Consider the following 13,636-nt stretch of genomic DNA (forward strand, 5'->3'; position numbering starts at 1 on the left):
TCGCCGACACCGCCGGGTATCCGGCTCCCGACCACTCGTCCCCGAATCGGTTCAGAGCAGCAGGCGGATCATGTCGGCGGTGTGGTTCAGACCCGGAAAGGCTTCCGGGGTGGAGCGCGGGTGCAGGGCGTGCACCGCGAGGCGGAACATGACCGCACGGACCAGCATCTGCGGCCATTCGGGCAGGCTCGACCACCGTTCCAGCAGGCCGTCGTCCGCGCCGCCCCAGGACAGCGCGTCCACCACGATGACGGCGGCCGCCCAGGACGGGGGTCGCCAGTACGGCGTGATGTCGGTCAGGCCCGGAGCGAAGGAACCGGAGAACAGCACGGTGCCGAACAGGTCGCCGTGCACCAGTTGCGGAGCCGCGGTCACCGGCTTGCGGAGGGTGGCCAGCTGGCCGATCAACTCCAGGCTGCGCTCCCCGTCCGGGGAGGTGGCGGGCAGCATGCCGCCGATCTTCAGGCTGCGCAGCGGCACCGCCTCCCAGGCGGCGCGGTCGGCGGCCACGAAGACGTCCACGTCCACCCAGGGCGCGATCGGGGGCTGCGCCAGGAAACGCGGACGCTCCAATTGCGCGGTCGCCTGATGTAGTCGCAGCGAGACCGACACCACCTCGTCGTGCCGCGGTTCGGGCACCCCGTCCAGGAAGGTGTCCGCGCGCCATCCGGAGACGACGTAGCGGCCGTCGGTGGCGCGCACCGGCCGCGCCAGGCGCAGCCCGTCCACCCGCAGGCCCTCCCGCACCTTCGCGCTCCAGGCCGCCCGCGCGTGATCGGTCACCGGGCTCAGCACCACATCCGCGCAGCGCCAGCCGCCGTCCCAGGTCCCCAGCGGAACCGGCACCACCTCGCGCAGCCCGAAGGTGGCGCGCACATGCTCGGGAGGTTCCACAGCAGTCATGGTCACGCGCGTACCGTACCCGCGCAACGGAACCGAAAATCGGAGCCACACCGGACACACCGCCCGGTCGGAACCGGCACGCAATCGCACTGTGACCCACATCGGCGCTCGTTTCGCGCGGCCCCGCACTCGGAAAATCTGGTCGGGCCGCCTGCGGAATCTGGTTGACTGGTTTCATGAGCGAGGCTGCCCTGACACGAGAGGCCGTCCGAGAGAGCCTCGAGCGGGTGACGCCGGTCGATTCGGAAGTCGACCTGGCCGCCGCGCGGGAGGCCGAGGCATATCTGCTGGCCGCCGCAGCCGATGCGCGCCGCCGCTCCCGCGACTCGGCCGCATGAACCGGGGCGAGGTCTGGATTCCATCGCTGACCATCAGCCGCAGCCGTTCGGGCATCGCGCTCGGTCTGATCGGACCGGGTCACTGAACACGGACGACACGCTGGTCTGGTACGCCGCCTACGGGTCGAATCTGCTGGCGGCGCGGTTCCGCTTCTATCTCGAGGGCGGGACGCCGGACGGCACCACCCGGGTGTACTCCGGTTTTCGGAATCGGCGGCCGCCGGTGCGCAGCGCACCCATGACGCTGCCCGGGTGCGTCTACTTCAGCGGTGAGTCGCGGGTGTGGGGCGGCGGGATGGCGTTCTACGCGCCGCAGCGGTGCGCGGGCTGGCCCGGGCAGGCCGCCGCGCGCGGCTACCTGCTCACCGTCGGACAGTTCGCCGATCTGGTCGAGCAGGAGATGCACCGCTGCGCGCGGGCGGAACTGGACCTGACGCGGGTGCTGCGCGACGGCCGCGACGCCCTCGGCCCCGGCCGCTACGAAACCCTGGTCCGCGTCGGTGAACTCGACGGCCACCCGATCCTCACCTGCACCGCCCCCGGGACCCCGACCGCCGTCGAACTTCGCCCGCCCAGCGCTCGCTACCTGAGCCTGATCGCGACCGGCCTGCACGAAACCCACGGCTGGCCCCACCACCGCATCCGCGCGTACACCGCCGAACTGCCGGGCATCCGGGACCACTGGAACCACGCGGACCTCGACACGGTGATCAGGACCGCGCTGGGGATCGCCACATCACCCGCGGCCGACCCGGTCCAGCCCACACCACCCTAGACACCGCGGCACGAAGCCCACACGACACGAAGCCGACGAGGTGACAGGCGGGCCACGCGGTACGTGGACATGACGCCACGATCACGAACGCTTACCGGCAGTGCCGCCCGGCGCGCACCGCGCCTGCGCGCACCACGCCTGCGCGCACGGCCCGACGCACACAGCCCGACGCACACAGCCCGACGCACACAGCCCGACGCACACAGCCCGACGCACACAGCCCGACGCACACAGCCCGCGCCGCGCTGCAGCGGCGCGGGCCGCCGTCGGTCACGGTCGACGGCACCTGTGCGGGTCGGTGTCGCCGGGTCCCCGCGAGTGCCCGACCCGGGTTGATCGGCCCACGGAGGTGCGGGATCTGCGGGCCGGGTGGGTCAGTACACCGGCAGGGAGGTGTCGACCTGGTTGGCCCAGGCCACGATGCCGCCCTGGAGGTGGGTGGCGTCGGAGAAGCCCGCGTTCTTCAGGGCGGCGAGGGCCTCGGCGGAGCGGATGCCGGTCTTGCAGTAGAGGGTGATGGGGGTGTTCTGCGGGAGTTCGGCGAGGGCCTCGCCGGAGAGGATGCGGTCCTTGGGGATGAGCGTCGCGCCCTCGATGCGGACGATGTCCCACTCCACCGGCTCACGCACGTCGACGACGGCGACGGGCTTGCCCGCGTCCAGCATGTCCTTGAGTTCGCGGGCGGTGACGGTGGAACCGATCGCCGCCGCCTGACCTTCCTCCGACACCACACCGCAGAAGGCGTCGTAGTCGATGAGCTCGGTGATCGGCTGCCGGTCCGGGTCGCGGCGCAGCTTGATGGTCCGGTAGGTCATATCCAGTGCGTCGTAGACCATGAGGCGGCCCAGCAGCGGATCGCCCATACCGGTCAGCAGCTTGATGGCCTCGGTGACCATGATCGACCCGATGGAGGCGCACAGCACGCCCAGCACACCACCCTCGGCGCAGGAGGGCACCATGCCCGGCGGCGGCGCTTCCGGGTACAGGTCGCGATAGTTGATGCCGCGCCCGTCGGGGGCGTCCTCCCAGAAGACCGAGACCTGGCCCTCGAAGCGGTAGATCGAACCCCACACGTAGGGCTTCCCGGCCAGCACGGCGGCATCGTTGACCAGGTAGCGGGTGGCGAAGTTGTCGGTGCCGTCCACGATCAGGTCGTAGTCGCGGAACAGGTCGATCGCGTTCTCGGGTTCGAGGCGGATCTTGTGCAGATTCACCGTGATGCCCGAGTTGATCTCCAGAATGGAGTCGCGCGCCGAATCGGCCTTGGACCGGCCGATATCGGATTCACCGTGGATGATCTGCCGTTGCAGGTTGGAGGCGTCGACCTCGTCGAACTCCACGATGCCGAGGGTGCCCACACCCGCGGCGGCGAGGTACAACAGCGCCGGGGAGCCGAGCCCGCCCGCACCGATCACCAGCACCTTGGCGTTCTTCAAGCGTTTCTGCCCGTCGACGCCCAGATCCGGGATGATCAGGTGGCGGCTGTAGCGGGCGACCTCGTCCCGGGTCAGCTCCGCGGCCGGCTCGACGAGCGGCGGCAGGGACTTGGTGGATGACACGTCCTGGACTCCTCGAATCGAATTCACCGATCACGCCTGCCGCGACACGGCAGCACACCGTAGTGCAACACGGCGGACCGGGGCGTTCTTCCCCAGCCTAGGCGGCGCTACCCGCGCGGATACGGCCAGGGGTTGAAGCGGCACTTCTTGCCGTCCATGGGCACCACCCCGTGCGGATCGAGCGCGGCGATCTCGTTGTTCTTGGTGCCGAAGGTCTGCTGCATCATCACCGGGGCCAGGCCGCCGTCGGACTCACACGGCTGATGCTCGTGGTAGCCGATGGCGTGGCCGACCTCGTGGTTGACCAGGTACTGCCGATACGAGCCGATATCGCCCTCGTAGGACAGCGCGCCGCGCACCCAGCGCACCTCCGACAGCACCACCCGGCCCAGATCGGAGTTGTAACAGGAGGAATCGATGGGGATCTCGAATCCGCATGCGGTGCGGGTGGTTTCGCGGGAAGTGAGCGATATGCGGAAATCCGGTTCGCCGGAATCGACGCGGCGGAAGCCGAACCGCGGATCGTGGGTCCAGCTCTTGGGATTGGCGAGGGTGGCCTCCACCATCGCGGCCACCGATGCGTCGCCGCCGATTCCGGAGGTGTCCATTCCGTCCTCGATGTCGACGGTGTAGGTGAATACCCGTTCGGTGCCGGTGCCGACCTGCTGCGTGGTTCCCGGCACCACATGCCAGGTGCCCGCACCGGTCACCGCATAGGGGCCGCCGTCGGGCAATGCGCCGGTGGGCAGGTCGGCGGCGAATTTGCCGTCACCTTTGGGTGGTGCGCCGTAAATTCCCGTTTCTTCGGAGCGCTCGCTCAATCGCCCGAAACCGGGCGCCGAACCGGCACTCTGCCCGCCGCCGCGCACCGCGTCCCAGACCACCAGAATTGTGACGAACAACAGCACCGGCAAGGCGTAGGCGCGCCAGCCGTAGGTGGAGACGAATCGACCCAGCGCGCTCTGTTTCTTGGTCTCACGCTGCGGTCGGGAGCGATTGTGGGCGTCCTCCGGCGGCGCGGTCGGATCCCAGCGGGCCCGCAGCGGCTGATGTGGATGCGGGAGCCGCGGCCCTGCGTCGTCGGTGCGCGCGGCGACGCTGCCCGCGCCGGTATAGAGGCCCAGCGGGTCATAAACCGGCCCGGTCGGTTTGCCTTTTCGTTTCGAACCGCCGAGAGCGCGCGGCGTGGCAGCTCCCACGGGGCGGCGTGAATCGCGCCCGCCGGTATATCTGCCCCCATGGTCGGTCACGCACTCCAGCGTCTCACAGTGACGCAACCCGGCCGGACGGGCCGCACGGCCCACCGCGACGCTGCGACATATCTCACCCGAAGATTGCGGCAGAACTCACAAAGCGGTAGTCGTTCTTACATACTGTGACGCGCGACAACATCCAGCACACCAAAAATCGGAACCAGGATCGCCCGCGGTGTCCCGTGCGAGTATCGTTCGATGGATACCCGGCGCACATCCTCCACGTCCGGGAATCAACTGGGAGATCGGATAATGACAGACCTCGTGGACCGGATGACTGCGCGCCGCAGTTCGTCCGAGGCCATGGCGCCGAGTAAGCGCGGAACCCGCCTGCCCCGTGACGCCCGCCGCGCTCAGCTACTCGCCGCCGCCAGTGAGGTCTTCGTGCTGCGCGGCTATCACGCCGCGGGCATGGATGAGATCTCGCAATGCGCGGGCGTCAGCAAACCCGTGCTGTACCAGCACTTCTCATCCAAGCTGGAGCTGTATCTGGCGGTCCTGCAGAACTATGTGGACGCCCTGGTGTCGAGCGTGCGGCAGGCGCTGCGCTCCACCACCGACAACAAGCAGCGGGTGAAGGCGGCCGTCCAGGCGTACTTCGATTTCGTCGACCACGAGACACAGGGCTTCCGACTGGTCTTCGAATCCGACCTCACCAGCGAGCCGCAGGTGCAGCGGCGGGTCGAACAGGCCACCGAGGCGTGTGTGGACGCGGTCTTCGACCTGGTCGCCCACGATTCCGGGCTGGACCCCTACCGCGCCCGCGTGCTGGCGGTCGGCTTGGTCGGCGCGAGCCAGTTCAGCGCCCGCTACTGGCTGGAGGCGGACCGGCCCATCCCCAAGGAAGAAGCGGTCGACACCACCGTCGCCCTCTGCTGGGGCGGCCTCAAGCACGTCCCCCTGCACCCCATCGACTGACGATCTCCCCCGACGAAAACGAGTGCCCCGTTGAGCGATTCAACGGGGCACTCGTCGTTTCAGGGTTCTCACACGGCGGCGAAGCCGACACGGCCGCTGGTGGAGGTGCCGATCTCGACGTAGGCGACCTTCGCGGCCTGGATCAGGTACTTGCGGCCCTTCTCGTCGACCAGCGCGACCACACCGCCCTCGCCCTGCAGCGCACCGGTCACCAGCGCCTCGACCTCTTCGGGGGTCTGCGAGCTGGCGATCACCAGTTCACGCGGGCTATCCGAAATACCGATCTTGACCTCCACGGCCAACCTCCGAACGTAGTGTCCTGTGCTGTCTCCGATCAGGCTAATGCAGGCCGCGACGGGTCGGTCAGGGACCGCCCTGCGCTGTCAGCGAACAGTGCGCGCCCACCTCGGGAGACCGCTCGGCACGGACGACACCGCCCAGCATGGACGACACCGCTCGGCCGCGGCGGGTCCGCGCACCACGGCCGATCCCGCTCAGCCGGTATAGGTCCGGTAGCGCAGATTCGCGCGCAGCCGACCGACCAGACCGGCGGTGTGCATGATCCACAGCCCGGGCGGGACCAGACGGCGGGTGAACGGGTTCAGCGGATGGCACAGCACCGCCACCACGAGCGAGGTCAGGGCGGCGCGCATCGGAATCCGCGGACAGCCGAGGGGCCGGTGCTTGACGCACACCTCGGCGTAGCCGTATCCGTAGCCGACACACTGTCGCCACGCGGCCCGCCACTCCGTGCGCAGGCGGTAGGCGATCAGCGCGTCCGGCGCGTGCCCGAACGACAGCCCGGCCTGCTGCACCCGCCACGAGATGTCGACGTCGTCGCCACCGGTGATCAGAGCCTCGTCGTACCCGCCGATCTTCTCGAAGGCCGTGCGCCAGTAGGCCGTGTTGTTCCCATTCGCGAATGGCAGCCAGTGGGTGGCGAAGCCCTCGGCGGGTGCGGGCACCGGCCGCCAGGTGGCGGACGCGCGGTCGTTGAGCGTATCCGACTCGATCGCCCCGCCCACCGCGTCGTACTCCGCGGCGGCCCGGACCAGCGCGCCGAGCCAATGGGGGTATACACGGTCGTCCTGGTCGATGAACACCAGGAAGTCGCCCGCGGCGACGGCCGCCGCGTTGTTGCGGGCGAACGGCGCACCCGGGGTGGCGGAGCTGTCGATATAGCGCACCGTGAGCCGTTCGTGCACCGGATGATTCGCGATGTGCGCGCGCAGGCCGTCGGTGGACCCGTTATCGCTGATCAGCACCTCGAACGGGCCGGAGTAGTCCTGCTCCGCCAGCCCGTTCAACTGTTCGTCGAGATCGGGCAGTCCGTTGTGAACCGGGATGATGATCGACACCAATTCTGGTGTGCGCGCGGTCGGTGGTGCATCGTTCATGAAATCCGCTCTCAGCGCTTCGGTCGCAGGTATGCACCACCCAACGGCGGTGCGACGCAATAATATTCGTCGAGCGCGAGGCCGGCCGGATTTCCCATTCCTGGGAATGCGGAATGGGGCGAAGACTGCGAGGATCGAGCGCCCAGTAGACACTTGGGATAGCGAAATGGACAGCCCGATGCCCCATCCCACTCCCCGACAGACGCTGTCGGTGGTCATTCCGGCCCTCAACGAGGCCACCTCGATCGCCCGGACGCTCGAACGCCTGCTGCCCCAAGCGGATATCGACGAGATAATCGTCGTCGACAACGGCAGCGACGACGCCACCGCCGAGATCGTGCACCGGATCGCCGAACACCACCCGAAACTCGCACTCGTGCACGAGCCGACCCGAGGTATCGCGGCGGCGCGCAACTGCGGCTTCGACAAGGCCCGCGGCGACGTGATCGCCCGCACCGACGCGGATACGCTGGTGGACCCGGATTGGGCCCGGACGATCCTCGATTTCCTCGCCGAACATCCCGAGACCGCCGCCGTCACCGGGCTGTGCACCTACCACGATTCGCCGATCGGATTCCTGCTGCGGTCGGGGCAGTGGCTGCTGTTGCGGCTCGGCGTGCTGGGTGGACAGGTGGGGAATCTATACGGGCCGAATATGGCGATCCGACGGGACGCCTGGCACCAGGTCCGCGACGACACGCGCGTGCGCGTCGATGTGGTCGACGATCTGGATCTGGCGCTGTGCCTGGCGAAACGGGGGCTGCGCATCGACCAGCCGACCCGGCTGCGGGCGCGGACCTCCGCGCGCCGCAGACGCACCGGTCCCCTGCGCTGGTGGCGATATCAGCAACTCGGCCTGCGCACCATCTCCGAGCACGGGTTCATCGTGCGCCCGCTGCACCGATTCATGATCGTCACGGCGTGGCTGGGGCACACCGTGCAATGGCCGATCTACCGCTGGTGGGACTTCCGGCGACGGCGGTTCAGCCTGCGGCCCGGGTCGGAGCGGATCTCCCCGGTCGGCTCGCGCTGACCGCCGGTCGCGCTCAGCCCAATCCGAGTACGGTCATGCGCTCGGTGTGACTGTTCTGCATGCGCTCGAAGAGGGTTGCGATGCCGTTCAGGTCGCCGGTGGCGGTGAGCACGAGATCGGTGAGCTCGTCGCGCTGGGCCATGACGTACTGGGCCTGCGTGATGGCCTCGCCGAGCAGGCGACGGCCCCAGAGGGTGAGCCGGTCGCGCTCGGACCGGTTCTGGGCCACCGCGGTGCGGACCTCCTCCACCACGAACTCGGAATGGCTGGTCTCGGCGAGCACATCGCGGACCACCTCGGAGACCTCGGGAGCCAGCGCGTCGGCGATCTCGGTGTAGAAGTCGGCGGCGATGCCGTCACCCACGTAGAACTTGACCATCGACTCCAGCCAGGTGGAGGGGTCGGTGGAGGCGTGATACGCGTCCAGGGCGCGCACGAACGGGGCCATGGCGTCGAAGACGTCCACCCCACGCGCCGCGAGGGCCTGCTCCAGCGTTGTGAAGTGGTCCATCTCCGCGCCCGCCATCTTGGCGACGGCCACCTTGCCGCGCAGGGTCGGCGACAGCTTGGCCTCCTCGGCCAGACGGTAGAACGCGGAGATCTCGCCGTAGGCGAGCACCGCGAAGAGGTCGATCACCCCCGGATCGTCCGCGGCGACCTTTCCCGAAACCTCCGAAACACCCAGCGCGGCAGACGTGTCAGCTCCCATGCTCTACACCCTAGCTTCCGGCGCGTCAGGGCAGGTCGCGGAGGAACTTGTCGAGGTAGGTCCACGTGGTGTCGCGGGCGAGCAGGATGCCGAGGTGACTGCCGGGGGCCGTCTCGTAGCGCACCTCCGGCGAGCCGGTCAGGGTCTCGGTGCCGTGCCGCACGGCGGCGGCCGCGGTGATGGCGTCGTCGGGGCCGCCGACCAACAGCACCGGGACCGTGACATCGGCCAGCTCGATCCGGCGCTCACCCAGTCGCACCACGCCCTTGCCGATGTCGTTCGCCATCATGAAGCGCTTCCACAGCTGGTTGTAGAAGCGCGCCGGGTAGCCGGGCAGGGCGTTCTGGAAACGGTCGATGGTCTCCATGCGCGCCAGGGTGGCGGTGTCGGTGAGATTGCGGGCGATGAACCACGGACGCTTCACCTCGCGCTCCCACGCGGTGACGCGGTAAGCGATGCGGGTCAGCGGGGCGGGCACACCCCCGGCCAGGTGCACCGCGGCCACGGCGGCGCGGTCGCCGGTCACCTTGACGAGCTGGCGCAGCTGCGGCATGCCGACCATGTGGTCGTAGCTCAGCGGTGCGCCGACGGCGGTGGCGGACCGGATCGGCAGGGTCGGGTCCGCGGCGGCCGTCAGCAGTTCCAGCACCCCGCCGATGGACCAGCCCACCAGATCCACCGGTCGACCGCCCCGATCGGCCGAGACCCGGCGGATCGCCTCGGGCAGGATGTCGTCGATCCAGGTCTCGAAGCCCATGTCGCGGTCGGCGTATCCGATATCGCCGTAGTCGACCAGGTAGGGCGCGCGGCCGGAGTCGAGCAGGAAGCGCACCAGGCTCTGGTCCGGGCGCAGATCGAAGCAGAAGGCGGGCGCGGCCAGCGGCGGCACCAGCAGTACGGCCGGGGCGTCGGCGGCGGCGCCGTCGTAGCGGTGCAGCAGGCGGTGCGGCCGATCGTCGAGCACCGTCGACGGAGTGGGCTCGGGGGCTTCGATGCCCGCGCCGAAGGTCAGGGCCCACGCATTGCGCGCGGCGGTGGTCACGGTGTCTGCCAAACTCACCCGCTCAACTTCGCACATGCCGGTACAACGTGTATCACCTATGTGATGAACTCAACTGCCTAACGGCCGTACTCCACACGCTCGAAGATCGAATTATGCTGCGCCGCAGCACCTGCCACCGGGAATACGCGGACCTGGCGCATCGGTTGAAGCCGATAGGAACCATGCGGATACGGCAATAACCCGCGCAATTGCGGTGGCGGAAAAAGAGTGGACGACCGTATCACGCTACAATCTCCCCGGACAACGGAAATTTTCGCCCGACTCCGGTTTGCCCGCAGGCGTGAACCGCACGGGCAGGGGTCGCCGAAGTCCGAGAAAATGTGCGCGCACCGGATCCACGTCATCCCGAGCGCCGCGCCAGGTAGATGCCAGCAATCGGTCACCAACGACCGGCCTTGGGGTATCCCGCAGCGGCCGATGACAGCGAATGGATCAGTGGTCGTCGCGGGCCGCCCGGGCCCGCCCCACACCCTCGTGCGCGCGAGACGCGATATACGAGGAAGGCACGAACCTGAGCAAGATCACCGTAGAGCAGGAACCCGGCGTCGCCGACACCCTGCTGACAGCCGAACTGGACGACACCCACACCGCCCCGACTTTCGCGGAATTGGGCGTGCGCTCCGAAATCGTCCGCGCCCTCGACGAGATGGGCATCCAGCGGACATTCGCCATTCAGGAACTCACCCTGCCGCTGGCGCTGGCCGGTGAGGATCTCATCGGTCAGGCCCGCACCGGTATGGGCAAGACCTTCGGTTTCGGCGTGCCGCTGCTGCATCGCATCGCCACCACCGATTCCGGCACCACTCCCCTGGACGGCACCCCCCGTGCCCTGATCATCGTGCCGACGCGCGAACTGTGCGTCCAGGTCACCCAGGATCTGGAGAACGCCTCCAAGTACCTGCGCAATCAGAAGGGCCCGCTGAAGGTCACCTCGATCTACGGCGGCCGCCCCTACGAATCGCAGATCGCGGCGCTGCGCGACGGCGTCGACGTGGTCGTCGGCACCCCGGGCCGCCTGCAGGACCTCGCCGAACAGCAGCATCTGGTGCTCGGCAAGGTGGGCGTGCTGGTGCTGGACGAAGCCGACGAGATGCTCGACCTGGGCTTCCTGCCCGATATCGAGCGAATTCTGAACATGGTGCCGCAGCAGCGGCAGACCATGCTGTTCTCGGCCACCATGCCGGGGCCGATCATCACCCTGGCCCGCACCTTCCTGAACCGGCCCACCCATATCCGGGCCGAGGAAGCCAACGCCACCACCATCACCGAGCGCATCTCGCAGTTCGTCTACCGTGCGCACGCGCTGGACAAGAGCGAACTGGTCTCGCGCATCCTGCAGGCCGAGTCCCGCGGGGCCACCATGGTCTTCGCCCGCACCAAGCGCACCGCGCAGAAGGTGGCCGACGATCTGGCCGAGCGCGGGTTCGCGGTCGGCGCGGTGCACGGCGACCTGAACCAGGTGCAGCGCGAGAAGGCGTTGAAGAAGTTCCGCGAGGGCAAGATCGACGTGCTGGTCGCCACCGATGTGGCGGCGCGCGGCATCGATATCGACGATGTCACCCACGTGGTGAACTACCAGTGCCCGGAGGATGAGAAGACCTACGTGCACCGGATCGGCCGCACCGGCCGCGCGGGCCGCCACGGCGTCGCCATCACCCTGGTGGACTGGGATGAGCTGAACCGCTGGAGCGCCATCGATTCCGCGCTCCGACTCGGCATTCCCGAACCGGTGGAGACCTATTCGCGCTCCCCGCACCTCTACGCCGAACTCGGCATCCCCGAGGGCGTGACCGGTGTGATCCGCAAGCGCAAGCCCGAACGCGACGAGGACGCCGTGGTGGTGGAGCGCGAGGCGCGCGCCCCGCGCAAGCGCAACCGCCGTCGCACCCGAGGTGGGCAGCCGATGGACGATGCGGCGACCACCGGTTCCGACGCGACCACCGGATCCAGCGCCGACGGCGCGGGCGATGCGGAGGGCGACAAGCCCGGGCGTCGCCGTCGTCGCCGCCGGGGACGCGGCGGGTCCGACGAGGCAGCCGGTTCCGCGCGGACCACCGACGACGCGGCGAACACCGATGCCGCCGAAGCGATTTCGAGCGACAACGGATCGTCCGCGACCGAGTCCGATGAGGCGCGAGCGGACCGTCCCGGCCGCCGTCGCCGCCGTCGCCGCGGCGGTGCCGACCGCACCGACCGGGCCACCGGCACGGATACCGCCGACGCCTCCGCCACGGTGAGCGCCGAAGGGGCGGCCGATCACCACGCCGACGCGGCCCAGGGTTCCGAGAACGCCGACTCCACGGTGCTCGCGGACGAGCCTCGTACCGCCCCGCACGGGAACACGGACACGGCCGCGCCGAACGACGCGATCACCGACGTGGCGACGGATGCCTCCAAGCCCACCGCGGCCGAGGAAGGCGTCGCTCCGAAGCGCTCCCGCACGCGGCGCGCCAAGAGCACGACCGCCGATTCGAGCGCGACCAACGGCGCAGCCGTCACCGACGCCGTGAACACGGCCGCTGACGCCACCGCCCGTGACGCCGAGAGTGCCTCGGCCGCAGCGGCTTCCGCGGCCGACGGTCAGAACGGCACGGTCATGCCGAGCGCTGACTCGACGGTCGTCCCGAACGCTGACCCGACGGTCACCCCGAACGCTGACGCAACGGTGACGAGGCCCAAGCGCACCCGTACCCGGCGCACCGCAGTCGATACCACCGGGGCCGGCGCGGACGCGGCTGTCCCGGCGGCCGAGGCGGCGACCGCAGCCGGTGCCGATGCGGCGGCGGCTGACATCGCCGCGGCTTCGCTTGGTCAAGCGGATTCCGCCGCAAAGGAATCGACCGCGACTTCGGCGGAGGGCGACACCGCGGCGGCAGCGCCGAAGCGCACCCGTCGCAAGGCCACGGCCGCAGCGGGCGCACCGACCCGGAACACTGCCGCCACCGCGGAAACGGATACAGCCGCACCCGCCGAGGCGGGCGCGGCGGCTGGAGCCGCTGCCGCGCAGGCCGGCGAGGCCGTGACGGCGGGCGATTCCGATACCGCGGCACCGCAGCGGACCCGTACCCCGCGGACCAAGGCTGCAACCGAAACCGGCACGGCCGCAACCGAACCGAGTTCGAATGGCACCGGCACGGAAGCTGAGCCGGAAGCCGGGGCACGCAAGCGCACCCGCCGCAAGTCCGCGGCCGACGCGAACGCCACGACGGCCCAGGGCTCCTCCGCCACCACGGGCACGAACACCGGCGCGGCCGACGTGAACGCGGCGGTCGTCTCCCCCGCAGGCTCCGCGACACCCGACGCGGGCACGGCGGCCGACGACACGACCGGCACGGTGGCTCCGAAGCGCGCACGGGCTCGTCGGACCAAGGCCGTAGCCGAGGCCGATTCCAGCGCAACCGAATCGGGCCGGAACGTCGAGAACGGATCGGACGCGGCGGGCACCGGTGCTGCGGGCGCAGTGGGCACCGCGACGAAGGGCGCGGCGGATGCTGCGGGCACGGACGCCGCGGAGGCGGCTGCGCCGAAGCGCACCCGCACGCGACGGACCAAGGCCGCGGCCGAAGCCGATTCCAGCGCAACCGAATCGAACCGGAGCGTCGAAGGGGGCTCGGACACGGCGGGTACCGGCGCTGCGGATGCAGCGGGCACGGGTGCAGCGGACGCGGCTGCGCCGAAGCGCACCCGC

Annotated in this window: 11 protein-coding genes and 1 pseudogene; 5 read left to right on the forward strand and 7 right to left on the reverse strand. The window is 69.5% G+C overall.

Annotated elements, in window-relative coordinates; genetic code table 11:
• Positions 1–51 precede the first annotated feature (51 nt).
• Positions 52–903 carry a TIGR02569 family protein gene (locus QK444_RS19955; RefSeq protein ID WP_282782501.1) on the reverse strand — a complete coding sequence of 284 codons (852 nt, stop codon included), beginning with the start codon at positions 901–903 and terminating at the stop codon, positions 52–54.
• 176 nt (positions 904–1,079) lie between these two features.
• Between QK444_RS19955 and QK444_RS19960 the strand changes: the two genes are divergently transcribed.
• Both QK444_RS19960 and QK444_RS19965 read left to right on the forward strand, forming a co-directional pair.
• Positions 1,080–1,241: a hypothetical protein gene (locus QK444_RS19960; protein ID WP_282782488.1), complete on the forward strand. Its 162-nt coding sequence runs from the start codon at positions 1,080–1,082 to the stop codon at positions 1,239–1,241.
• Positions 1,207–2,016, forward strand: coding sequence for a histone deacetylase (locus QK444_RS19965; RefSeq protein ID WP_282782489.1), 810 nt, complete (start codon positions 1,207–1,209; stop codon positions 2,014–2,016). Before QK444_RS19960 ends, QK444_RS19965 begins: the two co-directional genes overlap by 35 nt.
• 374 nt (positions 2,017–2,390) lie before the next feature.
• Here QK444_RS19965 and moeZ read toward each other — a convergent pair whose 3' ends face one another.
• Together moeZ and QK444_RS19975 are read right to left on the reverse strand one after the other, a co-directional pair.
• A complete protein-coding gene (gene moeZ / locus QK444_RS19970; RefSeq protein WP_282782490.1) occupies positions 2,391–3,575 on the reverse strand; it encodes an adenylyltransferase/sulfurtransferase MoeZ in 1,185 nt (394 codons plus the stop codon).
• A 107-nt stretch (positions 3,576–3,682) separates the two neighbouring features.
• Positions 3,683–4,618 carry a DUF3152 domain-containing protein gene (locus tag QK444_RS19975; protein ID WP_282782503.1) on the reverse strand — a complete coding sequence of 312 codons (936 nt, stop codon included), beginning with the start codon at positions 4,616–4,618 and terminating at the stop codon, positions 3,683–3,685.
• 462 nt (positions 4,619–5,080) lie between these two features.
• Between QK444_RS19975 and QK444_RS19980 the strand changes: the two genes are divergently transcribed.
• A complete protein-coding gene (locus QK444_RS19980) occupies positions 5,081–5,746 on the forward strand; it encodes a TetR/AcrR family transcriptional regulator (RefSeq protein ID WP_282782491.1) in 666 nt (221 codons plus the stop codon).
• A 68-nt stretch (positions 5,747–5,814) separates the two neighbouring features.
• Here the strand turns inward: QK444_RS19980 and QK444_RS19985 are convergent, their stop codons facing one another.
• Both QK444_RS19985 and QK444_RS19990 read right to left on the reverse strand, forming a co-directional pair.
• The gene (locus QK444_RS19985) at positions 5,815–6,042 is read right to left on the reverse strand and encodes a DUF3107 domain-containing protein (RefSeq protein WP_282782505.1); all 228 of its coding nucleotides are present in this window, start codon (positions 6,040–6,042) and stop codon (positions 5,815–5,817) included.
• 198 nt (positions 6,043–6,240) lie between these two features.
• Complete coding sequence (locus tag QK444_RS19990) at positions 6,241–7,143, reverse strand: glycosyltransferase (RefSeq protein ID WP_282782493.1); 903 nt, start codon at positions 7,141–7,143, stop codon at positions 6,241–6,243.
• A gap of 166 nt (positions 7,144–7,309) precedes the next feature.
• Here QK444_RS19990 and QK444_RS19995 point away from each other — a divergent pair, with 166 nt between their 5' ends.
• Complete coding sequence (locus tag QK444_RS19995) at positions 7,310–8,176, forward strand: glycosyltransferase family A protein (protein WP_282782495.1); 867 nt, start codon at positions 7,310–7,312, stop codon at positions 8,174–8,176.
• Between the two features lie 13 nt (positions 8,177–8,189).
• On the opposite strand, the gene QK444_RS20000 is transcribed toward QK444_RS19995, so the two are convergent.
• Together QK444_RS20000 and QK444_RS20005 are read right to left on the reverse strand one after the other, a co-directional pair.
• Positions 8,190–8,885 carry a ferritin-like fold-containing protein gene (locus QK444_RS20000; RefSeq protein WP_282782497.1) on the reverse strand — a complete coding sequence of 232 codons (696 nt, stop codon included), beginning with the start codon at positions 8,883–8,885 and terminating at the stop codon, positions 8,190–8,192.
• A gap of 25 nt (positions 8,886–8,910) precedes the next feature.
• Entirely contained in the window at positions 8,911–9,945 is a 1,035-nt protein-coding gene (locus QK444_RS20005) for an alpha/beta fold hydrolase (RefSeq protein WP_282782499.1), read from the reverse strand.
• Between the two features lie 514 nt (positions 9,946–10,459).
• On the opposite strand from QK444_RS20005, the pseudogene QK444_RS20010 reads away from it, so the two are divergent.
• Positions 10,460–11,968 (forward strand): annotated as a pseudogene (locus QK444_RS20010) (DEAD/DEAH box helicase); the annotation flags it as partial.
• Between the last annotated feature and the right edge of the window lie 1,668 nt (positions 11,969–13,636).

Source organism: Nocardia sp. CC201C, from assembly GCF_030010695.1.
In the GTDB taxonomy this organism is placed as follows: Bacteria; Actinomycetota; Actinomycetes; order Mycobacteriales; family Mycobacteriaceae; genus Nocardia; species Nocardia otitidiscaviarum.